Source organism: Streptomyces sp. NBC_00012 (assembly GCF_045040875.1).
Taxonomy (GTDB): Bacteria; Actinomycetota; Actinomycetes; order Streptomycetales; family Streptomycetaceae; genus Streptomyces.
Genome location: NZ_CP108309.1, coordinates 104,875 through 131,564, shown reverse-complemented (window position 1 = coordinate 131,564; position 26,690 = coordinate 104,875). Strand labels below are relative to the sequence as shown.

General features: G+C 67.9%; 27 protein-coding genes and 2 pseudogenes. 17 read left to right on the top strand and 12 right to left on the bottom strand.

The genetic code is table 11. The annotated features are described in order from the left end of the window. Positions 1-217 precede the first annotated feature (217 nt). Complete coding sequence (locus OHA19_RS00695) at positions 218-937, top strand: IS6 family transposase (protein ID WP_405748975.1); 720 nt, start codon at positions 218-220, stop codon at positions 935-937. A gap of 858 nt (positions 938-1,795) precedes the next feature. On the opposite strand, the gene OHA19_RS00690 is transcribed toward OHA19_RS00695, so the two are convergent. Continuing rightward, complete coding sequence (locus OHA19_RS00690) at positions 1,796-3,433, bottom strand: ISL3 family transposase (RefSeq protein WP_405721012.1); 1,638 nt, start codon at positions 3,431-3,433, stop codon at positions 1,796-1,798. Between the two features lie 124 nt (positions 3,434-3,557). Between OHA19_RS00690 and OHA19_RS00685 the strand changes: the two genes are divergently transcribed. Further along, complete coding sequence (locus OHA19_RS00685) at positions 3,558-4,268, top strand: hypothetical protein (protein WP_405721015.1); 711 nt, start codon at positions 3,558-3,560, stop codon at positions 4,266-4,268. Between the two features lie 83 nt (positions 4,269-4,351). Next, complete coding sequence (locus tag OHA19_RS00680; RefSeq protein ID WP_405721018.1) at positions 4,352-5,068, top strand: DUF6333 family protein; 717 nt, start codon at positions 4,352-4,354, stop codon at positions 5,066-5,068. 131 nt (positions 5,069-5,199) lie between these two features. On the opposite strand, the gene OHA19_RS00675 is transcribed toward OHA19_RS00680, so the two are convergent. The 3 genes from OHA19_RS00675 to OHA19_RS00665 are packed head-to-tail and all read right to left on the bottom strand — an operon-like array spanning position 5,200 to position 6,727. After that, on the bottom strand, positions 5,200-5,787 hold the full coding sequence (locus OHA19_RS00675; protein WP_405721021.1) for a GNAT family N-acetyltransferase: 588 nt from the start codon (positions 5,785-5,787) through the stop codon (positions 5,200-5,202). Between the two features lie 14 nt (positions 5,788-5,801). Then, positions 5,802-6,035 carry a hypothetical protein gene (locus OHA19_RS00670; protein WP_405721024.1) on the bottom strand — a complete coding sequence of 78 codons (234 nt, stop codon included), beginning with the start codon at positions 6,033-6,035 and terminating at the stop codon, positions 5,802-5,804. A gap of 53 nt (positions 6,036-6,088) precedes the next feature. Then, positions 6,089-6,727 carry a hypothetical protein gene (locus tag OHA19_RS00665; RefSeq protein WP_405721026.1) on the bottom strand — a complete coding sequence of 213 codons (639 nt, stop codon included), beginning with the start codon at positions 6,725-6,727 and terminating at the stop codon, positions 6,089-6,091. 194 nt (positions 6,728-6,921) lie between these two features. On the opposite strand from OHA19_RS00665, the gene OHA19_RS00660 reads away from it, so the two are divergent. From OHA19_RS00660 to OHA19_RS00650, 3 genes are all read left to right on the top strand, one after another. After that, positions 6,922-7,149, top strand: a complete 228-nt coding sequence (locus OHA19_RS00660; protein WP_405721029.1) for a hypothetical protein — start codon at positions 6,922-6,924, stop codon at positions 7,147-7,149. A gap of 63 nt (positions 7,150-7,212) precedes the next feature. Next, positions 7,213-7,680, top strand: a complete 468-nt coding sequence (locus tag OHA19_RS00655; RefSeq protein ID WP_405721032.1) for a hypothetical protein — start codon at positions 7,213-7,215, stop codon at positions 7,678-7,680. After that, entirely contained in the window at positions 7,677-8,255 is a 579-nt protein-coding gene (locus tag OHA19_RS00650; RefSeq protein WP_405721035.1) for a helicase associated domain-containing protein, read from the top strand. Before OHA19_RS00655 ends, OHA19_RS00650 begins: the two co-directional genes overlap by 4 nt. An 84-nt stretch (positions 8,256-8,339) precedes the next feature. On the opposite strand, the gene OHA19_RS00645 is transcribed toward OHA19_RS00650, so the two are convergent. From OHA19_RS00645 to OHA19_RS00635, 3 genes are all read right to left on the bottom strand, one after another. Further along, the gene (locus tag OHA19_RS00645; RefSeq protein ID WP_405748972.1) at positions 8,340-8,612 is read right to left on the bottom strand and encodes a hypothetical protein; all 273 of its coding nucleotides are present in this window, start codon (positions 8,610-8,612) and stop codon (positions 8,340-8,342) included. An 835-nt stretch (positions 8,613-9,447) separates the two neighbouring features. After that, on the bottom strand, positions 9,448-9,915 hold the full coding sequence (locus tag OHA19_RS00640) for a hypothetical protein (protein ID WP_405721040.1): 468 nt from the start codon (positions 9,913-9,915) through the stop codon (positions 9,448-9,450). Between the two features lie 234 nt (positions 9,916-10,149). Further along, a complete protein-coding gene (locus OHA19_RS00635) occupies positions 10,150-11,643 on the bottom strand; it encodes a helix-turn-helix domain-containing protein (protein ID WP_331749843.1) in 1,494 nt (497 codons plus the stop codon). A gap of 402 nt (positions 11,644-12,045) precedes the next feature. Here OHA19_RS00635 and OHA19_RS00630 point away from each other — a divergent pair, with 402 nt between their 5' ends. Then, positions 12,046-12,504 carry a helicase associated domain-containing protein gene (locus OHA19_RS00630; RefSeq protein WP_405721043.1) on the top strand — a complete coding sequence of 153 codons (459 nt, stop codon included), beginning with the start codon at positions 12,046-12,048 and terminating at the stop codon, positions 12,502-12,504. A gap of 262 nt (positions 12,505-12,766) precedes the next feature. Beyond that, on the top strand, positions 12,767-13,429 hold the full coding sequence (locus tag OHA19_RS00625; protein WP_405721046.1) for a M15 family metallopeptidase: 663 nt from the start codon (positions 12,767-12,769) through the stop codon (positions 13,427-13,429). A 27-nt stretch (positions 13,430-13,456) separates the two neighbouring features. Here OHA19_RS00625 and OHA19_RS00620 read toward each other — a convergent pair. Then, positions 13,457-14,200: pseudogene (locus OHA19_RS00620) on the bottom strand (IS630 family transposase); the annotation flags it as partial. On the opposite strand from OHA19_RS00620, the gene OHA19_RS00615 reads away from it, so the two are divergent. The 4 genes from OHA19_RS00615 (at position 14,192) to OHA19_RS00600 (ending at position 17,422) form a co-directional block, all read left to right on the top strand. Continuing rightward, positions 14,192-14,395, top strand: a complete 204-nt coding sequence (locus OHA19_RS00615; RefSeq protein ID WP_405721049.1) for a hypothetical protein — start codon at positions 14,192-14,194, stop codon at positions 14,393-14,395. The pseudogene OHA19_RS00620 and the gene OHA19_RS00615 sit on opposite strands and share 9 nt — an antisense overlap. A gap of 348 nt (positions 14,396-14,743) precedes the next feature. Further along, positions 14,744-15,352, top strand: coding sequence for a hypothetical protein (locus tag OHA19_RS00610; RefSeq protein ID WP_405721051.1), 609 nt, complete (start codon positions 14,744-14,746; stop codon positions 15,350-15,352). 45 nt (positions 15,353-15,397) lie between these two features. After that, on the top strand, positions 15,398-15,835 hold the full coding sequence (locus OHA19_RS00605) for a hypothetical protein (protein ID WP_405721053.1): 438 nt from the start codon (positions 15,398-15,400) through the stop codon (positions 15,833-15,835). A gap of 396 nt (positions 15,836-16,231) precedes the next feature. Continuing rightward, on the top strand, positions 16,232-17,422 hold the full coding sequence (locus tag OHA19_RS00600; protein ID WP_405721055.1) for a PP2C family protein-serine/threonine phosphatase: 1,191 nt from the start codon (positions 16,232-16,234) through the stop codon (positions 17,420-17,422). Positions 17,423-17,542: 120 nt separating this feature from the next. Here OHA19_RS00600 and OHA19_RS00595 read toward each other — a convergent pair whose 3' ends face one another. After that, positions 17,543-18,310, bottom strand: a complete 768-nt coding sequence (locus tag OHA19_RS00595; RefSeq protein WP_405720868.1) for an IS6 family transposase — start codon at positions 18,308-18,310, stop codon at positions 17,543-17,545. After that, positions 18,285-18,833, bottom strand: coding sequence for a helicase associated domain-containing protein (locus tag OHA19_RS00590; RefSeq protein WP_405753181.1), 549 nt, complete (start codon positions 18,831-18,833; stop codon positions 18,285-18,287). The genes OHA19_RS00595 and OHA19_RS00590 overlap by 26 nt, the downstream gene beginning before the upstream one ends. 75 nt (positions 18,834-18,908) lie before the next feature. Here OHA19_RS00590 and OHA19_RS00585 point away from each other — a divergent pair. From OHA19_RS00585 to OHA19_RS00575, 3 genes and pseudogenes are all read left to right on the top strand, one after another. After that, a pseudogene (locus tag OHA19_RS00585) lies at positions 18,909-19,256 on the top strand (transposase); the annotation flags it as partial. A gap of 70 nt (positions 19,257-19,326) precedes the next feature. Further along, positions 19,327-19,584, top strand: coding sequence for a hypothetical protein (locus OHA19_RS00580; protein WP_405721060.1), 258 nt, complete (start codon positions 19,327-19,329; stop codon positions 19,582-19,584). Between the two features lie 878 nt (positions 19,585-20,462). Then, the gene (locus OHA19_RS00575; protein WP_331734343.1) at positions 20,463-21,347 is read left to right on the top strand and encodes an IS5 family transposase; all 885 of its coding nucleotides are present in this window, start codon (positions 20,463-20,465) and stop codon (positions 21,345-21,347) included. 105 nt (positions 21,348-21,452) lie between these two features. On the opposite strand, the gene OHA19_RS00570 is transcribed toward OHA19_RS00575, so the two are convergent. Next, a complete protein-coding gene (locus tag OHA19_RS00570; protein ID WP_331734341.1) occupies positions 21,453-21,902 on the bottom strand; it encodes a hypothetical protein in 450 nt (149 codons plus the stop codon). A 363-nt stretch (positions 21,903-22,265) separates the two neighbouring features. Beyond that, entirely contained in the window at positions 22,266-23,492 is a 1,227-nt protein-coding gene (locus tag OHA19_RS00565) for an IS701 family transposase (protein WP_405707965.1), read from the bottom strand. A gap of 206 nt (positions 23,493-23,698) precedes the next feature. Here OHA19_RS00565 and OHA19_RS00560 point away from each other — a divergent pair, with 206 nt between their 5' ends. Together OHA19_RS00560 and OHA19_RS00555 are read left to right on the top strand one after the other, a co-directional pair. After that, positions 23,699-25,132: an IS701 family transposase gene (locus OHA19_RS00560; RefSeq protein WP_405748970.1), complete on the top strand. Its 1,434-nt coding sequence runs from the start codon at positions 23,699-23,701 to the stop codon at positions 25,130-25,132. Between the two features lie 173 nt (positions 25,133-25,305). Continuing rightward, positions 25,306-26,559 (top strand): IS701 family transposase, encoded by a 1,254-nt coding sequence (locus tag OHA19_RS00555; RefSeq protein WP_405721063.1) that lies wholly within the window; start codon positions 25,306-25,308, stop codon positions 26,557-26,559. The last annotated feature ends 131 nt before the right edge of the window (positions 26,560-26,690 follow it).

The following is a 26,690-nucleotide window of genomic DNA, read 5'->3' as shown; positions in this document are numbered from 1 at the left end:
GTCTCCGGGCGGTGGATCAGTCGCCGAAAACGTCCCCGTCGGCGCCACGGAGTACTCCGACGGGGACGATCAGGAACGGGCCGGATATCGCACGCGACTGGAAGGGGCCGGGTGAACACCTTCCGCTCAGCCCGCGCGAGGGCCTTCAGGAGGCACTGTCACGTTGGCTGATCAGGTGAAATGATCTTCGGGTTGATCATGGTGGAGGGGGTTGTCCGTGGGCAATACGCCGCCGTCGTACAAGGGGCACCGGTACCCGGTGGAGATCATCGCGCACTGTGTGTGGCTGTACTTCCGGTTCCCGCTCAGCTTCCGTGAGGTCGAGGAGCTGATGCTCGAGCGCGGTGTCATCGTGTCCCATGAGACCGTCCGCCGCTGGTGTGCGAAGTTCGGGCAGTCCTATGCCAACGCGCTGCGCCGCCGGCGTGTGCAGCTGGGCGACAAGTGGCACCTGGACAAGGTCTTCATCAAAATTAACGGAGAGCGGAAGTACCTGTGGCGGGCCGTCGACGCTGACGGCACCGTGCTCGACATCCTGGTCCAGAACCGGCGGGACAAATCCGCAGCCCGGCGCTTCTTCCGCCGCCTGCTGAAGACGACCTGCTCGGTGCCGAGGGTGATCGTCACCGACAAACTCCGCTCCTACGGCGCGGCCCACCGCGAGGTGATGCCCTCGGTCGAGCACCGCTCCCACAAGGGCCTCAACAACCGGGCCGAGAACAGCCATCAGCCAACCCGGCAGCGCGAACGCGCCATGAAAGGCTTCCGCAGCGTCGGCGGAGCCCAGCGGTTCCTGGCCGCGTTCAGCGGCATCTCACCCCACTTCCGGCCCCGCCGCCACCTGATGACCGCCACCCACTACCGCGCCGAGATGACCACCCGCTTCGCCATCTGGGACCAGATCACCGGCGTCGCCGGCCTGCCTGCCGCGGCCTGAGCACGGAGCCGGAACCCGCCCCCTCCACACCCGACACACCATCAGGCACTCACTCCCTCAACAACGTGACAGCACCTACTGGACGGCTTTTGAAGTCGACTGACATCCCCACCAAGGCCAAGCACGGGCGGGGCCCCTGGACGGAGTTCAAGCAAGCCGTTACCCGCGCGTCGCGTCCGCTGGTACAGCCGTGGAAGGCTCCCCGCATCCCGGCGGAGGGTAAGCCGCTGGACGGCGCAGCGCTCGCCGTGCTGGACGCCGATGGGGTATGCGCTGAGGTTGTGGCAGCGCCCGGTGTGTGGCTTCCTCATGCGGCTGTCTATGTGGCCGAGACGGCTGCGGCCAACGGGTGGACTGTCGCAATGGAGCGGCGGGGGTCCAGCACCGTCATCGTGCATGCGGCCGGAGTGCTCGCACGGGCCGGCGGACCGGTGGCCGGTGAGATCGTCGCGGTGTGGACGGATGGCATGTACGACGCTTGCCGGTCGGATGCGTGTGTGGGCGGCCGATGGCTGGGCAGCTCTGCGGAGCTGTCGCGGGTGCTGACCACGATCGGCCAGGCCCCGGAAGCCGTGGAGATCGTGACGGCCGGTATGCCCAAGGGAGCCAGTGCGCCGGCGCCTGCAGGCGTGTCCGACCCGGGCAGCGCCGAGGCGTGGGAGAGCGACGGCGGTGCGGTTCCGGGTGTCGCCGTTCCCCGCCCGGAGGCGGCAGAACCTGTATCCGACGCGCCCGCAGCGCCGATGCGCGTCAAGGACGACCGAGCTGGAACTGACGTGTCTCGGTACCGGTTCGGGCGGTGTCGGCGGTCTCTGAACCTGGGTTCTGGATCACTTTCCGTGCTCAGGCCACGGAGGGTCACCACAACCGCAATCGTGAACGGCTTCCCGCCGCGAGGAGGACCCGCTTGCGGAGCAGATCGAAATTGGCCCGGCCGAACATCTGTCGCTTGAGCATCTTGATCTTGTTGTTGTGACCTTCGACGGCGCCGGAGCTGTAGCGGAGGCTGAGGCCGGCGACGACGGCGTCGAGGTCCTGGCCGAGGCCGTTGACGAAGGTGTGCAGGGCTGGCAGTTCGTCGGCCTGGACGTGCTCGATCCACTGGCCCAGCTGCCGACCCTGGCGGTTGTTCATGAGCTCGGCGAACGCGCGCACGTGTTCGGCGGTTCGGTCGAGCTCGGGGCAGCGGGCGAAGATCTTCTTGAGCTGCTGGGCCTGGTCGTCGTCGAGGCGGTCGGGGCGGCGGGTGATCCAGCTGGTCACGTCACGCGTGGACGGGTTCTTGCGGGGCGGATCGTCGTGCGGGAAGGCTTCCCGGAGCCGTTGCACGTACTTCTTGACGACGCTTTCGCCGCCGCGGTAGCCGCGCTCGCGGAGTTCCTCGAACAGGCGACGGGCGACGGTGCAGCCCTCGGCCCACCGCCGGTGCAGGTAAGGCTTGTAGGGATCGAGGATGCTGGTGCGGCCGGTCCAGCGTCCGACGAGTAGTTCGTCCGCGGTAGCCGCATGGGCGAGTCGGCGGACAGTATTGCGAGCCAGGCCGAGCCGGCGGGCGATGACTCGCAGCCCGAGTCCCTCGTCCAGCAGGTTGTGAACGGTCGCGTGCTGCTCGCGCACCCGATCGGACAGGCGGCCGGACTGCCGCGCCTCGGCCGGAAATTCCGGTGCCAGTTCCGTGGTCTTGGAGAGCACAGCGGTGCGAACCGGGGCGATGTCCTGCGGTTCACGCCGAAGGGCGCGGTGCTGGGTGACCGTCTTCTCGACGGCCTCGGCAAGGTTCTTCCAGATGTGCCAGCGGTCTGCGACATGGATCGCGTCCGGGGCGCCGAGCCGTCCGGCCTCGGCATAGGCACTGGAGCGGTCCCGGCAGATCACTTCGACGCCGGGATGGTCGGTGAGCCACCGGGCGACTGTCGCCGTGGTCCGGTCAGGCAGCAGATCGACGGGACGGCGAGTATCGATGTCGATCAGGATGGTGCCGTAGTTGTGGCCCTTGCGCAGCGCGAAGTCATCCACGCCCAAGACCCGCGGAGTGTGCGCTGCAGGGTCCGGCAGACGGCGTATCAGCCGCAGGAGCGTCGACCGGCTGGCCCGGACGGCGAGTGCGTGTGCCAGGCGGGCACCGGCTCGGCCGGCCAGCATAACCGCCAGCCGCTCAAGCACCGACTGCAGCCCGGCGCTGCGTCTCCCATGCTGGAAGGTCAGCCCCTCAACCTGCTCGGCGAACGTTGTCTGCGGGCAAGCGTCCTGGCGGCAGCGGAACCGGCGGACCCGTAACTCGATGACCACGGGACGGCCGCCGACCGCGCTGTCGGCGAGCCGACGCACGTACCGGCTGTGCACCCGGGCCGCCGTCGTTCCGCAGGCAGGGCACGCAGCCCGGTCCGCTGACGCGCGGGCCTGAACGACCACGAACTCACCGTCGGATACGACGTCTTCGATCACAGCGCCTTCGACCCGGTGGAACCACAGGTCCTGGAGGAGTACATCAGCCACGGCCGTTCATGATTGCGGTTGTGGTGACCCTCCGTGGCCTGAGCACGGAAAGTGATCCAGAACCACGGTTCAAAGCACGCCGACAGGCGGTATGACGACCGGGGACGCTGCCCGGTGGCGGTCGATGGCGGTCGATGGCGAGTTGGTCGGGCACGTCTACCGAATTCGCCGCACGTGGCATGCCATTGGTCTTTCCGAGAAGTACGCGACCAGTCACACCAGCCGCGCGGCAGCAGCAACCCGCCTCGTGGCGCTGATTGACATGCGAGCGGCTGCTGAAGCCGATGTGGCGCGCAAGATGCGGCGGCGTACCGAGGCGCCCCCGGGATGGCGCTTCACCACATGGGACGTTGTCGGTCCGGGCGACATCGTCCGGACTCCGGTTCGGTGCCGGCCCGTACGGGGAGCGTCTTTGGCCGACAGTCCGTTGTATCCGGAAGTGTGGGGCGTCCCGGTGACCTTGACCGGTGTCGACTATCTGTCCAACGGGGCCGTTGTGTCGCGCGGGAAGGAGGAGGGCGCGCCCGCGTGGTCCGGAATGGGTGTCCTCCTGTCCACGCCGGAGTTCGCTGAAGTTGGGATCCTGGTGCCGGCGGCGACCCCGGCGGCGACCCCGGCGGAGGCGACCCGGGAGCGGGCGCCGCCGGTGGGCCGGCGCCCAGGCCGGGGGGGAAGAAGAAGGGTGCTCTTCCCCTTCAGGGAAAGAGGTGTCGGCGTCTGCGTCGCGCTGACCCACGCCGCTGACCTGCGGGAACAGCGATTAAGCGAATCCACCCTTGGCAACCTGTTAGGCAACCCGTTGCGCAACCTGTTGAGCAACCGGCAGGCCCGCTAGGCCGTTTCGTTTGGATCTTTGGTTCACACCCGTCAGTACGCCGTCAGCTCGGACTGTCAGTGCCCGTCGCTACGGTGCCCCTTATGACCGACACCACTTTTTGGGCCTGCCCACCCGACCGAGAAGTTCGGGGATATGGCGATGACTACACCCTCACCCTCCTCCTTCCCCCCTTCCCCGCAGGCACGGTGAACGTTTCTCCCCACGACTCGGAAGAAGCCCGCCACTTCGCCGAAAACTTCGACACCGTCGACGAGCTCCTCGAAGAGCTGCCCCCCGGCTCCGCATGCGACTCGCTGGCTCTGGAGACGCGGGCGGACCTGGACATCATCAAGGTGGGCTGCTGGGGCAACGTCATCTCCATAACCGACCCGGCCCTGGCCGACAGCATCGGCGATTCGCCGCTGCTCGGGGCATCCAACACTCTCCGCGAGCGCTACCCAGACGCCAGGATCGTCGGATCAGCCAATGTTCACTGCGGAGGAGACCACACCGAAGACATCATCCAGCTTCCCGGCGGCTTGATGCTGCACGCCGAAGGCTGGTCTGGCGTGGAACCGTTGGAAGTCACCGGCGACCCTCAGGCCGTAGTACGCGCCCTCGGCATCAGCTCCGAGACCCTCGCCGAGGAAGCGATCGACCTGGACGGGGAGTCCGATGAAGTCGACTGGCGGGCCCTGGGCCGGCTTGCGCTCGGACCGTGCGACCCGTGGGGCCGCGTGGACCTCCGGATGTCCGTCTTCCGCGTCCGCCACACCAGCAGCTCCACGTTCCGGATGGAAGAGTCCTGGTTCCTTTAACCGGTAACGATCCAGAAGCTGGCTCCAGGTCGCCCACGTGTCTTGATCGATTCGCATTCCCCTGCAGTCCGCATCAGGCGAGGTGATCGGGGCTGGGTGACCGGCGACGCTCATGATCGAAACGAAACGGCCTAGGCCTTTACGGTCGGAACGGTGGGTCCGTGGTCTGGTGGGAGGTCCAGCAGCATGGAGTGGAAGAGTGGCGCGTGCGGGATGCGTGGGCGTAGGTCGCCCAGTGTCTGCCAGCCCCATGATTCGTACAGTGCCCGGACCTTGGGATGGTCCTTCAGGACCAGGAGCGTGGCGCGTTGCTCGGGTCGGGCGGCGAGCAGTTCGCCGTGGAGCCGGCGGGCGGTGCCGGTCTTGCGCCAGGGGGTGCGGACCATCAGCTCGCTGAGTGCGTAGGTGCGTGTGCCGGTCTCGGTGATGGTGCCGGGGGGTACGTCGGTGAGCAGTCCGCGCCACCATCCGCTGGCGGGATGCAGCGTAGCTCCGTAGGCGTAGCCGACGGGCTGTCCGTGGTCGTATCCGACGATGCAGGTCCAGTTGGGGTGGGTCATCCAGCTGGTGAGTCCTACGGCGAACCGGTCGACGGCGCAGAACGGGTCGGTCTGCGCTTCTTTCGCGTACACCTCGGCGTAGACGTCCAGCAGGAGCGTGCGCAGCTGGGCGGTGCGGTGGTGGGTGGTGTAGTGGCGGAGTTCTATGTCAGTGGTCACTTCGGGTGGTTCTCCTATGCGGCGGCGAGGGTGCGGTGGACGGTGGCGAGTCGGCCGGTGATGGCGCGGCTGCCGACGTGTGTGGTGTCGATGGCGGCTGCGGTGGTCCGGGCGTCCGTGGTGTTTCCCTGGGCAAGTTGGAGTTCGGCGAGCTGGACGCTGTAGTAGGCATGGCTGCGACGCAGGCCGGGTTCGAGGAGGGTGAGTGCCTGGGTGGTGGCGGTCTCGGCGTCGGCGAGGTGTCCCATCGCCTGGTGGGTGATGGCGGTGAGACCGCTGATCTCTGCGGCCGTGAGGAAGTTCAGCCACCTTGGCGTGGGCTCGGCGGGGTCGATCCGATCATGTGCGCTTGGGCGGCGAGCAGGGCGCGGGCGGCGGCCGGGCGGTCGCCGACGTGGGCGTGGCTGATGGCCAGGCGGGATTGGAGCAGGGCGGCGTAGCGGGGGTCCTGGCGGGCTTCGCGGCTGGTGAGGGCGGTCTGGCTGATGCGTAGGGCTTCGCGGTGGTGGCCGCCGCGGCAGGCGTGGATCGCGAGGTCGGACCAGGCGCGGGCCTGGGCGCGGTGGCTGGTGCCGAGGATGGCCCTTTGCAGTGCGGTGGTGCGCCACTGGTGCGCGGCGTCCAGGTCTCCGGCGTCGTCGGCGGCCCACCCGGCCGAGCTGCACAGTGATGCGATCGCGGTGTGGAGTGCCTGCTCGACGCGGGGCCCGTAGGTGCAGCGGTCGGCCGCGGTGGTCAGGCGGCCGAGGTAGGCGGTGGCAACGGTCAGGAGGGGTTCGCCTCCGATGGCGCTGAAGTGGGCGTCGAGGCGGTCGATCCGCCCGCGGGCGCGGTCGACGTCGCTCATCGACAGCCGGCCGCCGATCGGGGTTTCGTCGATGCTGAGGGCGAGAGCGACCGTCGTGGTGGCGGTCGCGGTGATGAAGCGGCGGCGGCGCACGGGCGCCTCCTTCGTCGGTGCGGGAGACCGCGGCGGGGCCGGTAGGCTCGCGCTGTTCCTGCCTCTCGGGATGAAGCCAAGTGCCTGCGCCGGGCGCTCGAAGAGCTGTTCCAGGGCGTGAAGGTAGCGGATCCAGGTCCATCGGACCTCGCCGCTGACCCAGCGCCTGACGTGGCGGTCGGTGCACTTGCGGGGTGGGACTCTCCGAAGATCCGGGCGGTAATCCGGTTGATCTCGTCGGCCAGGCCCTGGTGCGTGAAGCCGTACTCGGCCATCGCGGCTTCGAGTTGAGTGTTGCGCTGTCTGTCCATCGGTTCCCCCGCAGGTTTCCGGTCGCGGCACAGACGGTAGTCCTGCCGCTCTTCTGCCGTTTGGTAAAACTGTCCGGTCCCTGTCCGGTACTTGCCCGCTTTCTGGCCTGAGTCCACCTGAACGTGTCGCGGTTATCTGGGAGTACGCCGACAAACCGTCTCGGAGAGGCCCCCATGCCGAACTCGTCCCACCAGACCACCGCCCGGCCCTTACCTGCCCGGGTGCGCAGGAGGATCGCAGCCCTCCGTGCCCCGGCAGTGGACGGGGCCCCTGTCGCGCCGGTGACCGCGGTGGCGCTGTATGCCGTGGTCCCGGTGCCGGGCACGGAGCACCTGGTGACGGCGCCCCTGGCCGCACACGCGCAGGCGCAGGGCTGGGCCGTTCCGGCCGGCTGCGCGGTGACCGACACCGGGCCGCTCGACCAGGACACGGAGCTGCGGCCGGGCTGGGCACGGATCCGCGCAGCGGTGGACGGCAGCCGGGTCGCCGGGATCGTCGTCCCCGCGTTCGCACACATCGCCTACCGCTGGCACGACTGGAACACGCAACGGTCCTGGCTGCTGGACCGCGGGCTGTTCGTCATCGCCACCGACCCGACCAACTTGGTCACGGGCCTGGAACCGGAGGAGCCACGGTCATGAGCGCGGTGCTGTACGACCCTGAGGCGCTCCTGGCCGAGGAGCTGCCGCTCGATCGCGCGCCCATGATGGCGCTGGTCGATGCGATGCTGGCGAGGAAGGACGCGAGCGGTCTGCGGGCGGGCGACTGCGCGCAGATCGCTCTGCTCCTCACTGGGCACGCCCGAATCGTCGCCGCCGAAGTCAGCCGGCACGTCGAGGCCCTGCCCAAGGACAGCAAGCTGCGGCCGGTGGCCGAGCAGGTCCTCCAGGAAGCAGAGCACCGCCTGTCAGTGACCTCCCAGACCAGCAGACCTACGCCCCCGCGAACCCGCGCTCACACGGTCTCAACCAATCCCGGATACCCCCAGCACACACTCCTCCCCGTACCTCAACTACACCCCCGCGAAACGACACGTGTGCCCCGGAAGCACGTCGAGCAGGTGGGGACGGAAGCGGGCTTGGCGGGCCAACAGGGAGGTGTTGACGGGGTCGTGGTGGTCAAACTCGGCACATGGCTCGACAACGTCCGCAAACGCGCCGGGAAGCTCGCCGAGCAGCGCCGGGCGGATCTCGATCAGCTCGGGATGCGCTGGTAAAGGCGGGTGGAACAGTGGCAACACGGGGACGCTCGGCGCGTTGTGCTCCTCGCCGCCGCTGTCTTCCGGGACGAGCTCGGGGTTTCAGCCGACGTAGATCCAGGACCCGATCGCGAGGCCGGTGGTGACCGGGCAGGTCAGGGTGCCGGTGAGGAGCAGACGGCCCGCCCAGTGCAGGCGGCGCACTCCGGGGGCGAAGGCCAGAGCGATCACGGCGACGACGGCGCCGGTGACGATCAGCACGAACTGCAGGACGAAGCCGCCGGCTGCTGTCCCTTCCGCAGCGCCCCAGAGCGCGGTCAGGGCCACGAGGAACGTCAGCCAGGCCAGCGACGCCACGTTGAGTATCCATAGCATCCAGGCCAGCACGACGACGCCGGTCCGCCTGGGGCGCGGCGCCAGCTGCGGGGCCCGTACAGGCGGGCGTAGGTGCTGGGATTCATCGGATTTCCTTCCGTGCGCGGTACGCACGATCCTCACCGCGCAGACAACACCCCAGCATGGGCCCAGATACTCATCTCCGCCCGAGCTCATACTCAGCCCGTACGCCTTGTGGCTCGGACCGGCCGAACCAGGGCGATCCAAGAGCGCATACGGAGTGGAAGCCACCGAAGAAGGCCTCGCCGCCGCCCGGGCGAGCAACCCCAGGAGCACCACAGCGATGGCCATCCGCGACCACCTCAACGGCCTGTGGAGCGACGAGGACTTCGAGGAGGGTATCCCCGGGACGGCAAGCCAGGCCTGTCACCCGCCCAACTGGCCATTGTCTCGGTCTAGCAGTTCCTGCTGGAGCTGTCCGACCGGCAGGCGCCGACTTCCACGAGCGCCTGGCCGAAGAGGGACGGGCGGACAAACTGCTCGAGCTCGAGCTGGAGAAGATCGGGGACCCCTCGTCCAACCCCGGGGCACAGGGCGTGTGGTTTCCCTGCGCCCCGACACGTTGGTGCTTGTCCGCGAGTACCTGACGCTGTCGGCCGCTCTTCGTCGCACATGGCGGCAGTCCGCTGCGTGAGCCTTTGCGTAGGCGGACGTCGACAGCTGCTGGTTGCGCATCCAGGCCACCAGCCGACCCAGCGAGGCGACGAAGTTGTGGCAGGTGATCAGGCCATGCCCGCTGTGCCATCCCCGCTCAAGGCGCGTCCACCCGGATCAGTTAACAAACACCACCACGACTTTTCCGACGCCCTGAGGCTCAGACGTGTTCGCCATTACTATCTTCCGCATACCATTTACCACAGTGCTTCTTCTCGCCCGGGTAAAGAATGCAAACCCGTACGGAATGGTCCGCATTATTGAAATGCCCGAAGCGGCGGCCTATGCCAATGTCGGAGATTTCAGTCGGCCCGCACACCATGTTGGGTTTACTGTTCGGGAGTGCGTTGCCGAGCGTCCTCTCCAGGGAGATCTTTGCGTCGGGGCGTTTGGTCGAGGTGACTTCCGCGTAGGTCTTGTCGGAGATCCTGTACTGCCAGAGGCGGACGTGGGTCGACTTGTAGGATGCGCCGTACCCCTTTAGGCGGGCGTTCAGGTCCCCCAGAGGGGGCGCGTCACAATGACGAGTCACTTCACGGGTTGCTGCGGGATTAGCTGGGGCACTCGTGGCCGGGATGAGCAGCGTGGCAGAAACAGCTGCGACACTCAACACAGACTTGACGAACATTTATGACTCCTCTCGCTGTCTCCGGGGCTTGGGGACCGTGGGCTGCCGCCGTGACGGCCCCGGTTGTGGTGGTCTGCCTTCTGATTCGAGCGCCCCGGTTCTTCGGTCTCTGAATTGTCCGGCAGGCCTTGCCCGTATTAAAGGGCCGGCCGAACCACTAAGACGTTAGGGCGCACGGTTTTCTTGGACCAGCGTGCACGGTGCTCAATTTCGGGTGCGGGTTGTGCACGGTGCTCAGACGGCCCGGATGTTGGCGATGTGGAGCACGTGGACGACGTCGTGGATACCGGTGCCGGCGGTGAGCAGATCGAGGCCCAGGACGGACTCAACCGTGCGCAGGTGCGTGCGGATCGTGTTGCGGCTGATGCCCAGGGCGCGGGCAGCCTGCTGGGCGTCGGTGTTGGCGTCGATCCATGCCTGGAGAGTGCTGCGGTGCCGAGTCTGAAGGGGGCGAAGGGTGGCTGTGGCCCAGGCAGCGGCGCGTTCGGTGCGCAGCAGGTCGTCCAGGGTGGAGAGTGGTTGGTCGTAGTCGGGTTCGGGGGCGGGGTGGGAGCTGCTGAGGACGAGGGCGAGGTGGAGGGCGGCGCGGCAGCGGATGTCGGTGAGGTCCAGGCCGAGGGATGTTTCGGTGCGTTTGAGGTGTGCGGTGACGGTGTTGCGGCTGAGGCCGAGGAGCTTGGCCACGGCGGAGCGGGGCATGTTCATGGTCAGGCGGGTGATGTCGGTGCTGGTCTTCGTGGCTGTGTCCAGCGGTCGCAGGAGTGTGCGGGCCCATTCTTGGGCGGCCTGGTGGGGGAGGACGCCTTCCAGTGGAGTCCGGCCGTGGTAGGAGGCCACGCGGCCGGGTGCGGTGCGGGCGGCGGCCAGGGCGTGGGCCGCCTGGCTGTAGGCCTCGGCCGCCGCGTGAAGAGGATGGCCGCCGCTGACGCCCATCACGTAGCGCGGGTTGTCGCGTACCAGCCGGTGCAGGGTCTCGGCGTGACCATGTAACTTGCCGCCGACGCGATCTGGTTCCTCGTCGTCCGTGAGGAGGCAGATGAGGTGGCTCTTGAAGACCGGGCACTGCACCATCAGGCCTGAGCCGTGGTAGCCGGAAGGGTCCTGGTAGGTCCGGACGATCTTGTCGCGGTCTGCCGGCGGGCACTGCAGCAGGTAGAGCCGCAGCCGGTCGGCGTCCAGCAGCGGCGGAATGGCGCCGGTGGTCATCCGCCGGGCCAGTACCGGCTCCCCCGACAGGAGTGCCGACAGCACCGCGAACCGTAACTGGCGTGTCCCGTGCTGGTAGTCGTGCCAGATGCGATCACTGCGCCCTGCGCGGCGCAGCAGTGTGAGGACGCTGCCGGTGTGCGAGATCAGAGCGATCGCGTCCGGGGTCGGTTTCGAGGGGGCGGCCACCACCAGGACCGGACGGGGCTCGTGTGGCCCGAGAGCCTCACATCGCACGTGCAGCGGCCCGGATTGGGTCACGGCTGCAGCCAGCTGCCCGCCGGACATGCGTACCAGCAGCGGAGCGAGCGTTCCCAGCACCTCGCGGGGAAAGCCTGCCGTGGACGACTCCACCGTGCCCGCGTCGTCGGTGACCAGCGCGACGTGGACGCCGGTCTGCCGGTGCAGCCATTCGAGAACCTTCCGTACGTCAGGGCCGACCCCACGTGACGCCTGTAGCCCGACTTCCCGCAGCAGTCCTTCCAGGGCTCCGACCTGCCACTGCGCTCCGGCATCCCCCACGGTTCCACGCTCCTCTGCCCGACAGCCCGTTTCTCTCCGGCTCACCGTGTCCGGGGCATGGCCCGCACATCGGTCATCCCTGCCACCCTGTGCTCACCGGCACAAGTTTTCGCGCGGCCGTCGACGGGCGACCCAAGGGGCCCGCTGCGCCCCGCGCTGTCCAGCAGCTTCGGCGCCAATGGGGTCCTGTCCGGGCTGCGCGGGCTGGCCACGCTTAGCGTCTACCGTCTGCGGCGGGGTGGGCCCCGCGCGTTGCCTCTCGTTTCGCCATGGTCCGCACCGTACTGAGCGCCGGTCAGTCCAGCCGGGACTTCGCGAGAACCGGCCAGGCAGGTGCCTGTGTTCAGCCACCACTTTGAGCACTATGGCCGAGTTCGGTATGCGCAGGTAAGAGCGGACCGGGTGGCAGTTGCCCGCGCGTACGCCGCGGTGCACGGCCGCCTCCTTCCTCCGACCACCGCGGTCTGGGACGGGCATCCGATCGGGGTATGGGCGAAGAACGCCCGGGCGGGGGCCCGTAGGGCGCGGGAGAACGAGGAGCTGCGCGCGGCCGGCCTCCCCGTCCCTTCGGCGGCCGAAGCGATGACCGAGGCGCGGCAAGATGAGCTGGACGCGATCGATCCGGGGTGGTGCCCTGACTGGGACACCGGGTGGCAACGCTGCTACCGCCTCGTCCAGAACCACGTCCAGGCCGGCGGGACACTCCCCATGGCCGACGGCGAAGTCGTCGTCCAGGGCGAGGACCTCGGACGCTGGGTGAACGCGCAGCGGTTCGGGTGGGATCCACTGCTGCCCGTGCGGCAGTGGATCCTGGAGAACACCCTCGGCTCCAGGCGGCCGAGGAAGACGAGCGGCCGGTGAAGCGGACGCAGGACACCATGTGGGCCCTCAACCTCACGGCAGCACGGCAGTTCCACGCCCGTGAAGGACACCTGAAAGTCCCCCGCAAGCACGCCGAGCACCCTGGAGGCGGAGGACGCGCTGTCGGGCCGTCAGCGCGGCGCTGACGGGCCCGTGGTGGTCAGGCTCGGGACGTGGCTCGACAACGTCCGCAAACGCGCCGCGAAACTCGTGCTGTGACCGGGTTGGTTCGCCGGGGTGAGTCCTGCGGGATGATCGCGTCATGACTGAGATCGTGTTGATGTCGGACCCGAAGATCGCTGCCATACCTGTTGCTGAGTGCGGTGAACGTCTTATGGACGTCCGCCGAGGCGATTCGCTGTTGGTCGATACGCGCGAGCAGGACCCGGCAGACGCCTTCGCGTACCTGCGGGAAGGCGTGCTGGAACGGCTGGTCAAGGCCCAGACAATGCTTCCGCAGGGCTTGCGGCTGCTGTTCGTTGAGGGGTACCGGCCTCCTTCTCTTCAGCGGGAGTACTTCGAGGAGTACGCCGAACATCTGCGAGCCGCCCACCTCGATTGGTCCACCGAGCAGATCCACTCGGCGGCGAGCCGGTATGTGTCACCACCCGACATCGCTCCGCATAGCGCTGGCGCAGCTGTCGACCTCACTCTGGCCGACGCCAACGGGCACGAACTGGACCTGGGCACGCGCATGAACGCGGACCCGGAGGAGAGCGAGGGCGCCTGCTACACCCATGCCGCCAACATCAGCGAGGAGGCCCGCGCCAACCGGAAGCTGCTGGGCACTGCGCTCACGGCTGTGGGGCTGGTGAACTACCCCACGGAGTGGTGGCACTGGTCGTTCGGGGACCGCTACTGGGCCTTGATCACGGGAGAGGCCGCTGCCCTCTACGGTCCGAAAGAGATTGGCCCGTGCAGCTGACCGACCCGACCTTGCCGGACTGATCAGTCACACGACGGCGGGACGTCCACCCCAGCGGATGCCTTTCTCGCTGCGGACGGGAGCGCGTTCGCGTCGTTGGGCGGCCAGGACGTCGGGGTGGCGGGCGTTCGCGTTGCGCCACCGCAGGTAGGCGTGCAGGACGCGAGTCTGGACGGTGTGGTTGCGGTGGTGGGAGTTGTCGATGGTGAACTGCCGCAATGGTCCGAAGTGGGCCTCGATCGGGTTGGCCCAGGAGGCGTAGGTCGGGGTGAAGCACAGCTCGACCCGGTTCTTCTTCGCCCAGCGCCGGATGGTCTCGCCCTTGTGAGCGGAGAGGTTGTCCAGGATGACGTAGATCGGGGCGCCGTCCGGGCGGGCCGCGCGGATCGACTTCAGGGCGGCCAGGGTGTTCGCGGCGCCCTTCTTCCTGCGGTTGACGCCCCACAGGGTGTCGTCGCCGACGGAGTAGCAGCCGTGGAAGTACCGGACACCGTGGGTGCGGTGGTAGGTCGCGGGATGACGCTCGGGATGGCCGGCGCGGGCCCAGCCGGCTCCGGCGGTGGGGCGGATGCCGAGCGGGCCGAACTCGTCGTACGCAAACACGCGGTCCGGGAAGTGCTCCAGCACGTGCTCGATCCGGTCGAGCTTGGCGTCGCGCTCGGGATCGGGGGATTCCTTCCAGGTCTTGGTGCGCTGGAAGGTGACGCCGCGGCGGGTGAGCAGGCACCGTAACGCCTCGCGGCCGATCCGGATCACACGGCCGTGTACCTGCCCCACATCAAGACCCCCACTACCGACACGGCCACGCTGCAGTTGCCGCCCTACTCCGGCGAGTTCACCACCTGCCAGAAGTGTGGCTACGACAGCACCGCCACCCGATACCGGGCCGCGGGCGAACACAGCACCCACGACCGGCAGACCGTTCGCCCCTCCGCCGAGGGGGAGCGCCTGGAACGGCAGTGCTAGCGCTGCGACTTCGCATGGGACGAAGCCCTCTCCTCACCCGGGACCGGTCAGCCCGATGCCATTCCAGGGCCCGCCGCCTCGGTGACCGTCACTGAACTCGCCGAGGCCCTCGCCGAATCCCATAGCGGGTGGGCCCTCGACCTCTCCCGGAGTGCGCGCACGTCATGGCCGAGTACCTGCTGGCGACGCTCCTCATCAGCCAGCGCCCCACCGCACCGGCCGGCACCGAGACCGGCTGACGAACGCGATCGAATAGAACCCAGCCTTGGCGAGCCCGACGCCTGGGCGGAGACCCCGGACCCCGAAATACCTCGGCCCCCGAAGGACTAAGACCGATACGGTCGGCGCATGGAGAAGATCCCGACCCTGTTCGTCCGAGACTTCAGTGCCCGCCCCGCATTCGTATTGCCGGAGATCTCCCCGGGGTGCGAATGGGTGATCAACGGCGAGGGCGAAGCGACCCGGAAGTATGACGGCACATGCGTCATGCTCGACCCGGCCGGGCAGTGGTGGGCACGCCGAGAGGTCAAGCCTGGCAAGACTCCGCCGCCCGGCTACGTGACGATCAGCACCGACGAGGAAACGGGTAAGACCGTCGGCTGGGAACCTGTCGCACAGTCCGCCTTCGCGAAGGTCCACGCCGAAGCCGTCAAGAACACCGCCGTCGAAACGGCCGGCACCTACGAGCTCCTCGGCCCGAAGATCAACCGGAACCCGGACGGTTACGCCGACCACGTCCTGATGCCCCACGGCTGGTCCATCACGTCCATCCGACAGGATTTCGCCACCGCCCCCCGCGACTACGACGGCCTGCGCGAGTGGCTGCACGCCCGACCGTACGAAGGCATCGTCTGGCACAACCCCGACGGACGCATGGTCAAGATCAAAGCCAAGGACTTCCCTTCACCCGAGCACGCGGCGCCGACCCCGGCAGCCGGACAGCGGACACCCTCCTGACCAGACCGGACACCGACGGCTCCACCACAACCTTCGAGGAGAACCGTGGCCACCCACCAGCCCCCGGGCGACGTGCAGATCACGCACCCGTACACCTACATCCGCGTCGGCAACACCCAGCTCGCCATCCGGCCCGAGAGCGACGGAGCGCTCGACCCCTGCGTAGCAATCGAAGCCGATCAACTGGTTCCCGGTGGTAAACAAACGAGCGTGTGGCTGACAACAGAGCAGGCCAGAGACCTTGAAACCGCCCTCGCCGCCGAGCACGCCACGGTCACACTCACGGACCACGTCGGCGACGCCCTCACTATCACCCTCACCAGCGACGAGATCGCGATCACGGTGACCCGGTCCGCGGAGAACGACATCCAGGAGCCGGCCTCGGTGCACATGTCCCTGCCGACCACGTGCCGCACGGAAGTACGGGCTGCATTGATCGCGGCAGCCGACCAGTCACAGCAGGAAGCCGGGATCAGCGAATAGTCCGCCGTCTGACCGCCCCGGTCGTCCTGCGCGGCACGCCCCAGCAGGACCCCGGTGCCGATCAGCAACGGCCGCCCCCGCCGCTCCATACCTCGGGCCCACCGCCCCGCCACTCGATCAGCCCGGACCGTACGACGTCCCCCTCGTCCAGCCCCTCCAGCCCGGCGAAGGCGATCTTCGAGCATCACGGAGACGCCGGCGGCGGCCAACCCAGCCGCACCAGCAGGGCCCCGCTGGCTCTCCGGGCGGGGCCCGCCGCCCGCTCACGACGGCCGTGTCCCGGGCTCGGTTACGACGAACTTCTCGCCGGTCCAGCGCCTGTACGCCCTGGGAGAAGACCCGACTCGTGCTCGTCGGCTGGCTGGGGGTGCGTAATCGATGGAGCATAAAGGATATATGGGTGTGCGACGTTCGTGGGATCACCTCCTGGAGCTGCCATCAGGCCGTGGCTTGGTGGCGATCCCGTTCGTGCTGATCGTGACGATCACCGTGTTGGACATCTACACCGGTCGCGATGTCCAGCTGGGCCCACTGCTGGTCATCGCGCCCGCTCTGACCGCCTCCCTCGCCGGGACACGGCTCACCGCTCTCGCCGGGGTCCTGGCAGTGGCGGCCCAAGTGTTCATCGTTGTCTCCCTCGACGGACTGACCACGCCCAACCGCCTGGCGCAGATCATCGCGCTGACCGTGCTCTCCGCCTTGGTGGTGTTCATGCGGTTTGTGCGGGAGCGACGCGACCGGGCGCTGAGCCTGGCACGCTCCGTGGCGGACACGGCTCAGCGGGTGCTGCTTCGGCCTCCGCCACGCCGGATCGGGCCGTTGCAGGTGGCATGGTTGTATATGTCCGCGCAGGACGAGGCCGAGATCGGGGGTGATCTGTTTGCGTTCGCCCGCGCCGCGCACGCCGCGACCCGGGTGGTCATCGGCGATGTCCGGGGCAACGGGCTGGCCGCCATCGGTGAGGCCTCGCTGGTGCTGGGGGCATTCCGTGAGGGCGCTCACCGGTATACCACCCTCCCCGAGCTGGTAGCTGCCCTAGAAGACAGCGTCTCCCGGAACCTGGAGGACGTGTCGGACACCGAGCACGACCCCGGCGAGCACTTCATCACCTGCCTCGTTCTGGAGATCCCCGACGATGCCCCGTCGGCCGCCGAGATGATCAACTGCGGGCATCCCCCGCCTCTGCTGGTGCACGATCAGCGGGTCACGGTCCTGCATGCCCGACAGCCGCTGCCTCCGCTGGGCGTGTGCGAACGACCGATCGAGGGCGACCGCATCGACCCGTTCACCTTCACATATGGTGACATGCTCGTCCTCTACACCGACGGAGTCATCGAAGCCCGCTCGCCGTCCGGAGCGTTCTACCCGCTCGCCGAACGAGTCGCCTCCTTCCCCACCACCAGCCCCGATACTCTGCTGCACCACATCCACCGCGATCTGCTCACCCACATCGGCGGCCACCCCGCCGACGACGTCGCCCTCCTGGTCATCGAATGCACCCCGTCCCACCGGCCGCACCTCACGCCCCATCCCATTGGTCACCACCGGCACCACCTCAGTGGATCGCCCCCGCCCCCAGGCCGCTGAACCCAAGATCCGGGCGACCCAGGCGCCCAACACCTCTGAACAGGGCTCTGTCACGTTGTTGGGTGTGTGAGTGTCTGATGGGGCGTCGGGGTGTGGTGGGCTTGCGTTTCGGGCCTGGGGTCAGGCCGTGGTGGGCCGGCTTGCAGCGCCGGTGATCTGGTCCCAGATGGCGAAGCGGGTGGTCATCTCGGCGCGGTAGTGGGCGGCGGTCATCAGGTGGCGGCGGGGCCGGAAGTGGGGTGAGATGCCGCTGAACGCGGACAGGAACCGCTGTGCTCCACCGATGCTGCGGAATCCCTTCATCGCGCGTTCGCGCTGGCGGGTGGGCTGGTGGCTGTTCTCGGCCCGGTTGTTCAGGCCCTTGTGGGAGCGGTGCTCGGCCGAGGGCATCACCTCGCGGTGGGCCGCCCCGTAGGAGCGCAGCTTGTCCGTGACGACTACCCTCGGCACCGAGCAGGTCGTCTTCAGCAGGCGGCGGAAGACGCGCCTGGCCGCAGCGGTGTCCCGCCGGTTCTGGACCAGGATGTCGAGCACGTTGCCGTCGGCGTCGACGGCTCGCCACAGGTACTTCTGCTCTCCGTTGATTTTGATGAAGACCTCGTCCAGGTGCCACTTGTCGCCGGGCCGGGGTCGCCGGCGGCGCAGGCCGTTGGCGTAGGCCTGGCCGAACTTCGCGCACCAGCGGCGGACGGTCTCGTGGGAGACGATCACGCCGCGCTCGAGCATCAGTTCCTCGACCTCGCGGAAACTGAGCGGGAAGCGGAAGTACAGCCACACGCAGTGGGAGATGATCTCCACCGGGTACCGGTGCCCCTTGTACGACGGCGACGCGCTCCCCACGGACGATCCCCCTCCACCATGATCAACTCGAAGATCCTCCCACGCCATTCGCCAACGTGACAGTGCCCCCCGGATCGATCGCATCCAGCTCGTCCCGCCGCGCCTCGGTCATCGCCCCGGCCGCCGAGGGCACGGGACAACCGGCCGCGCGCAGCTCCTCGTTCTCCCGCGCCCTGCGGGCCGCCGCTCTCGCGTTCTTCGCCCACACCCCGATCGGATACCCCTCCCACACTGCGGTGGTCGACGGGAGGAAGTGGCCGTGCACCACGGCGTATTCCTTGGCGACGGCGATCCCGTCCGCCCAGGCCGCGTCCTGCTCGGACCAGACCATCCCGAGCTTCTCCAGCTCGACCACCCGCCCGGCCCCCAGCGTCCCGGCCGTGTAGGAACGGCGCTGCTCGGGGATCCACTGCCCGAGCGGATACCCGCCCACCCTGCCCCAGTCCTCCGGCGTGACGACCGTGTACGGCACCCGCAGCACGGCGTTCCCGGTCTCGCGCAGCCACCGCCCGGCCGCCTCGATCCCACGCCGCCAGTACGCCCCTTCCGGATCGATGACCCGCAGCCGCACGAACTGGGCCAGCACCGCCGGATCGCGGTCCTCACTGAACCGCAGCACCCCGGCCGCCGCCCTGCTCAGCGCCACCGGAACGGACTGCCGCTGTCGCTGGGTATATCCGGCGCGAACATGCACGACAGCCTCGGCCTCCAGCCGCTCGTGCGCGGCATCCCGCCCATCCGATCCCGCCGAGATCCACGCCGCCGAAGGCCCGAAAGGCTCCACGCGGACAAGGGCTACGACTACGACCACCTGCGCCGATGGCTCGGCACCCGCGGTATCCGACACCGCATTGCCCGCAAGGGCATCGAGTCCTCACAGCGACTCGGACGCCACCGCTGGCTGGTCGAGCGGACCGTGTCCTGGATGGCTGGCTGCCGACGTCTGCACCGCCGCTACGAACACAAGGCCGAACACTTCCTCGCTTCCAACGCGCGGTCACCCCCGCCAGATTGGAAAGGGCTCAGTGGTGTCCACACCGCCGGGGTCACCTCACGTCAGAGACGTGACCTACGGCGAGGACGCCTCACGCGTGCGCACCGGCACCGCGCCGCGCGCCATGGCCACGATGCGGAATCTGGCCATCGGCCTCATGCGCCAAGCCGGCTGGACCAACATCGCCGCCGCAACCGACCACTACCGGTCACGCCCCGAGCACGCAACCGCCCTCTCGATCTCACCGCCTGAGAGCGCATTCGCCCTGAACTCCAGGGTGTTAAATGTGAACCATTTGCCAGATTCGTTCCATTGGCGAAGTGGCTGAATATTGGGATGGGTTTCGATGCCATTCGGTAAGCACTTGAGGGGTACTTGAGGTTCAGTCCCATCTCTATTTCACCGGAACCCTCACTGGCCCTCCCGCCGACGCCCGTTTGCGTGAAATCAGAGACGTGATCAGGGCTGTGTGGTAAAGTCGGTTTCGACCAAGATCGATGTTCGTGAAATGATTCGATTTTCGAATCGAAACGGGGAGGAAATCGTGAAGCGTGGCCTGAAGAGCATAGGTGTAGGGGCAGCCGTCGTTGCTTCCATCCTACTTTCTTCTACTTCGGCGCAGGCGGCTACGACGGGTAAGGGGAAGTCGTACTACGGCTGCACCAACACGGTGAAGATGTGGCGCTCCGGGGGTACCATCTATGCAAACGCGAAGCAGGTTTGCGCGCATAAAATGAAAACCCAGAGGCCGTCCATTGCGCTTTCGGGTAACAATGGAAAGACTTTCGTCAGCAAGATAGCTGGATGCAAAAAAACCAAGACGTGTTCGACCCCTACGGTCAAGCTCAAGGCGACGAAGAAATGGACCTACCGGGCTTCGAACTCCGGGACCGGTTCGTTCGCTTCGCAGGGCCCGGGTGACTTTTGGTGGCCTGTAAACACGGTGGCTCACGCCACGTACAAGTACAAGTAGCCTGGGAAATGCTCCGAGGGATTCCGTCGGCCTGGTGATCTGGGTGGGATTCCGTGTGCGTCTCGCGGCAGAGAGCACGGGTACGGAGCAGGGGCTGTACAGGTCGGCTGGCGTCCCGGGCCCACCCTTTACGTGGGCCTGGGACACAGAGGTGCGGGTCCTGAGTGGGAGTGGGGTTAGGTCGTGTCCGATGGGTCGCGTGACGCTCCTGCTGGGTACTCGTTCCGTGAGGCATGGGGCGGGGAGATCTTTCGGATGAAGAGTGGGCTCGGCTGGAGCCGCACTTGCCGACGAATCGCGGGCGAGGTGGACGCTGGCAATGCCACCGTCGTGTGATCAACGGGATTCTGTTCCGGCAACGGACCGGCCTCCCCTGGCGGGACCTTCCTCCCTGCTTCGGCAGCTGGAAGACGGTTCACGACCGTCATCGAAGGTGGTCGGCAGACGGCACGTGGGAGAGAATCCTGCGGGCCGTCCAGGCCGACGCCGATGCCGAGGGCCGGATCGACTGGAGCATGGTCAGCGTCGATTCCACGACCTGCCGCGCTCATCAGCACGCGGCCGGCGCCACCACTCGTGCCCCGAAGGTCCCGGACCGGCACACGAGTCCGGAGCGTCACCGTCCCGATGAGGCCCTGGGACGCTCGCGAGGCGGGCTCACGAGCAAGATCCACCTTGCTGGGGAAGGTGGGTGTCGCCCGCTTGGGTTTGTCATCACGCCCGGCCAGTGGGGAGACGCACCGCAGATGATTCCCGTCTTGCAAGAGATCCGCGTGCCCCGGCAGGCTGGTGGACGACCGCGCACCCGGCCCGACCATGTCGGGGGAGATAAGGCGTACTCGTCACGCCGTAATCGGCGTCACCTGCGCAGACGTCAGATCAAGCACACGATCCCCGAGCCGAGAGACCAGCGGGCCAACCGCCGGCGCCGCGGCAGCCAAGGAGGCCGGCCCACAGGCTTCGACAAGACGGTCTACCGCCGCCGCAACGAGGTCGAGCGGACCATCAACCGGCTCAAGAACTTCCGAGCCGTCGCCACGCGCTTCGACAAACGGGCGTATGTCTTCCACGGGACGGTCACCGTGGCGGCGATCCGCCTGTGGCTACGCCCGGAGTGAAGCGCCCGTTCAGAGGTCCTCGGCGCCCGGGTAGTGGTGGCGAAGTTCGCTGAGTACGCGCTCGTCGACAGCCCTGACGTCCCAAGATGAGTCGTCGAACTCGCTCTACCAGGGTGAGCGGGTGTCGCGGCGTGCTTCTGGGGTCTGCTCGGGCAGAGCCGTGTTCTGGTCGATGCGCAGCAGCATGCCCGGGTCGGGTTCGAAGTCCTCATTGGGCGGTGCCGGCTGGTGGAAACGCTCGGTGCGCGGAATGGTGACTTCCACCAGCCGGCCCTCCTGGAACATCCATAGCCCGAAGCAGTCGTCGTCCTGGTCGCGAAGCAGAACTTGCACCGTATGGGGATGCGGCCACGGCAACGACTCCAGGTGCCTGAGCAGGCCCTTGCGGGCACGCATTTTCTCGAACTCCAGGGCCCACCCGAACTCGTAGCCCCAGTGCCCCGCTATCGGGACGAAGCGGCCTCGCCACGTGCGTTCCGGGTCGTCCTGGGTCAGCGGTTCCATCACCTCGTCCGCCCAGCGGGCGAGCACGATGACCTCGGCGTCTCTACTCATGCCGGAGTATGACCGCATCCGCCTGATCCACCGCAACCAAATTCCTCAGCCGGCCAACGCAGGCAAGGGGCCGATTGGCGACGAGCTCTCAGCCTCAGCGAGCCCGACGACGGCGTCTTCGGAGAAGCTCATCTGCGCCTATGTCACGGCCCTGGTCAGTTCGCACGACCCACCGGACAGCCCCTAATACTCCAGCCGGACTTCTTCATTCGTGCTGGTCAGCGGCTTGGGTGTGGGGAGTGTAGCGGGCTGGAATGGGGGTGGGGCGGTCTTTGCCGGGCCGTCCCACGAAGGCATGGCCGCGCTGCCTGTAGTGGCAACGGCGGGCGCGTGCTTGGTGGCGGCGACGCCAGTGGGACCACGTCATCGCGTGGTCGCGGTCCGGAGCACGGCGGTAGGGTCCAACTGCCAGCAGACGTCGAATCTCGGCCGGTGTGAGGTCCACGAGGTCGGGTGTGTCCCGCTCACTGCCCCCTTTTCTCGTTCCTGGCTGGCCAGGACAGCGAGGAAAGCGTGCGCGAGCATGGCGAGTGTGATGTGCCGGTACCAGCCCACGTAGCGGCGGACTTCGTACTGGTCCAGGCCGCATTCGTTCTTCGCGCTCTGGAAGCATTCCTCGACCTTCCAGCGGCAGCCGGCGATGCGTACGAGGTCGGCGACGGTGGCTTCCAGGGGTGCGCTGGCGAGGTAGTAGGCGAGTTCGTCGGGCTTGGCGATGCTGCGGCGGGCCAGCATCCAGCGTTGCCGGGTGGGTTCGTCGCCGTCGAATTCCCACACAGCGGGCAGGCGGGCTGCGGCCCAGTCGTAGAAGCGCTCGCCCTTCGCGCCGCTTCCTGCGGATAGCCGCTGCCATGCTTCGGGCGGGGCCTGGCTGATGAGGTGGTCGATGCGCGGGCCGTGGACCTGCTGGGACTTCGGAACGGCCACGACGTAGGAGAGCTGGTGGTCTTCCAGGAAGCGGCGGAAGTGGGAGTCCTGGCCGTAGGCGGAGTCCGCGGTGACCCAGCCGACGGGCAGGGGTGAGGCGAGGGCCCGCAGGATGATGGCCCGCGCCAGTTCGCCCTTGGTGGCGAACACGCGGTCGTCGGGGACACGGGCGGCCCGACAGCGTTCGCGGTCCTCGGTCCAGGACTTGGGCAGGTAGAGCTCGCGGTCGACCAGGGTATGGCCGCGGAAGGTGGCGTAGGCGGCGAAGACCCCGATCTGGCAATTCTCGGTGCGGCCTGCGGTGCCGGAATACTGGCGCTGGACCCCGGCGGAAGTGGTGCCCTTCTTCACGAAGCCTGTGTCGTCAATGATCAGCACGCCGTTCTTCGCGCCGAGGTGCTCGGCGACGTAGGCGTGCAGGTCGTCGCGGACCTCGTCGGCCTCCCAGCGGCTCCGGGAGAGCAGGTGCTGCAGCCCGTCGGGGGTGGCGTGGCCGGCGTATTCGGCGAGCTGCCAGCCGTTCTTGCGGCCCACCGGGCCAAGGAGCCCACGGACGTAGTCCCGCATCCGTCGCCGGGATTCCACCCGGGCAAAACGTCCTCCGATCCGCAAGAGCAGCTCAGCAAGTCCCTCTTCCCACAGGCCCGTTGGTACATCACTCATGCGAGCGGCCTGCCCGGAAGGTTGCCACTACAAGCAGCGCGGCCACACGTTCGTGGGGCGACCCGGCAAAGACCGCCCCACCCCCATTCCAGCCCGCTACACTCCCCACACCCAAGCCGCTGACCAGCACGAATGAAGAAGTCCGGCTGGAGTACTAGCCCTTCAGTTGTAGTTCGGTGATCAGATGCGTCGGGTAATTGCCGGTCATGGAGAATTGGTCGGCTGAGGTGGCCCAAGTCACTGCGTGGGACGCCCAGTTGCAGGAGCTATTGCTGCAGATTGCTGATGTCTTCCCGCGGGCGGATCTGCGATGGCGGGCTACGGCGTGCGTGCGTGGGTTGTTGGGTCCGGTCTCCCGGAAGAACGGCTGGCAGCTGGCGGAGTACGCCGGCTGGCGGCGTCCCGACGGACAGCAGCACCTGCTCGACCGGGCGAGGTGGGACGTTGACGAGCTGCGCGAGCGGGTCTGCCGTTACACGCTGGAGGGGCTGGCCGACGGGGCGGGCGGGGTGCTGGTCATCGATGAGACCGGGTTCGCGAAGAAGGGCGAGACGTCCGTCGGTGTCGCCCGGCAGTTCTCCGGCAGCCTCGGCGGTGTCTTCCCCTGCCAGATCGGTGTGTTCGCGGCCTGGGCCACCAGCCGTGGGGCGGCGCTGGTCGACCGGGAGATCTACCTGCCCCGCACGTGGGCCGACGACCGTGAGCGGCGTGTGACCGCGCAGGTGCCCGAGACCGTCGGGTTCGCCACCAAGCCCCGCCTCGCCGAGAAGATGATCGACCGGATCCGTCCCCTGCTCCCTGAGGGCACCTGGCTGGCCGCTGACGAGGTCTACGGCCGTGACGGTGGATTCCGCTCCTTCGCCGAGCGCCGTCACCTGCCCTACGTGGTCAACGTCTCCAGCGCCCAGACAGTGCTGCCCCGACCCGGCTGGCGGCGGATCGACAAGCTGGCCGCCGCGGCGGACGAGAGCGAGTGGCAGCTGATCGAGGCAGGCCCCAGCCGGACCGGCTCCCGCTGGTGGCAGTGGTGGATCCGCCCGGTCATCGACCCGGAGGAACCCATAGGCGCCGCGGCACCAGGGCAGCCCTGGTCCAGCCGCTGGATGATCGCCCGTCGCCGTCCGGAGCATCCCGACAAACGCGACTACTACCTGGCCTGGGGGCCCGCCGGTACCCCGCCACAGCACCTGGCCCAGGTCGCCGGCGCGCGCTGGAGGGTGGAGGACGCGATCAAACTCGCCAAGCACGAGTGCGGACTGGCCGACTACGAAGTACGCCACTGGCACGGCTGGTACCGCCACATCACACTCTCCATGCTGGCCGCCGCCTTCCTGGCAGTCCAGGCCGCCCACGCCTCAGACGACTCCCACACCCCCGTACCCCCGCGGCAGACCGCCGCCAACGAAGACGAAACAGCACCCGGAACGAAAAAGGGGAACGTCAGGACACCACCCGTCCCGCGCGACTCAGCCCCTACACCGCGGCCGAGATCCGCAAGCTCCTCACCCTCGTCCACCCACCAGCCCCACCGCGCAACGGCAGAGTTGCGCACGGCCTGCACTGGTCACACTGGAGACGGCAGCACCAGGCCATCGCCAACGAACACCACCGCAGACGCCGCAACCTCGAACTCGCCCTGAACTACAACTGAAGGGCTAGTACTCCAGCAGGATTTTGCAGTCTGACCTGCGAGGTTCGCTGGGCGGCTGGAGTGTAGCGGGCTGTGGAGTGGTCAGGGGCGGCTTCACAGTGGCCGCCCCTCGATCGTGCGACAACGCCGCACGTAATGACAGCGGGTGGGAAAGCTTCCCACGTGATCACCGAGCATGTTGCCGAGCAGTGGGACCTTGAACTGGACGACCTCTTCGTGACCATCGGTCATCGCTTCAGCCGTGTGGAACTTCGCCGCCGCATGCGTGACTACGTGCGCGGGCTGCTCGCCCCGGTGGCCCGGAAGAACAGCTGGCAGCTGGCTGAGCAGGCAGGCCACGCCACCCCCGACGGTCTGCAGCATCTGCTTGCCGGCGCGAAGTGGGAGCCCGACGACATCCGCGATGAACTGCAGGAATACGTCGCCCACAAGCTTGGCGAGGAGGACGGAGTCCTCATCATCGACGACACCGGGTTCATCAAGAAGGGCACCACCTCCGCCGGGGTCCAGCGCCAATACTCCGGGACCGCAGGTCGCACCGAGAACTGCCAGATCGGCGTCTTCGCCGCCTATGCCACCGCCTGCGGCCGGGCCTTGGTCGACCGCGAGCTGTATATCCCCAAGTCCTGGGCCGAGGACCGCGAACGCTGTCGCGCAGCCAAGGTCCCCGACGATCGGGAGTTCGCCACCAAGGGCGATCTGGCCCGGCACATGGTGCTGCGTGCCCTCGGCTCGCCGCTGCCCATCACCTGGGTCACCGCGGATTCCGCCTACGGACAGGAGAGCCGCTTCCGCCGACTGCTGGAGCAGTCGGGCGTCGGCTACGTGCTGGCCGTGCCCAAGTCCCAGTTCACCGTGGGTTGTCCCCGCATCGAGGGCCTGTTCGCACAGGCCCCGGACGAGGCGTGGGAGAAGATCTCATGCGGCAACGGCGCGAAGGGACCGCGCGTCTACCACTGGGCGGCGGTGCGACTGCCGGCCGTCGCCGAGTTCGACTACCAGGGCGAGGTCCCTCACCGGATGCGGTGGGCGCTGGCCCGTCGCAGCATCCGCAAGCCCGACGAGATCGCCTACTACCTCGCCTACGCCCCTTTGGAGACCACCGCCCAGGAGCTGGTGCGAATCGCCGGGACGCGGTGGGCTATCGAGGAGTGTTTCCAGGCCGCGAAGAACGAGTGTGGCCTGGACCAGTACGAAGTCCGCCGTTACCCGGGTTGGTACCGGCACATCACCCTGGCGATGCTCGCGCACGCCTTCCTGGCAGCCACGGCACACCAGGCCCGGGAAAAGGGGGCAGAAGGGGTGAGGCAGCCGGGACCATCGAGCTCACAGTGGCGGAGGTTCGGCGACTCCTGGCAGCTTGTCGGCCCCGGCCCCCGCACCTGCACGGACGTCGAGGCCGACACCACGCGGTGAGCTGGTCGAACTGGCGCCGACGACGCCAGGCAGTCGCCCGCCGCTGTCATTACGTGCGGCGTTGTCGCACGATCGAGGGGCGGCCACCGTGAAGCCGCCCCTGACCACTCCACAGCCCGCTACACTCCAGC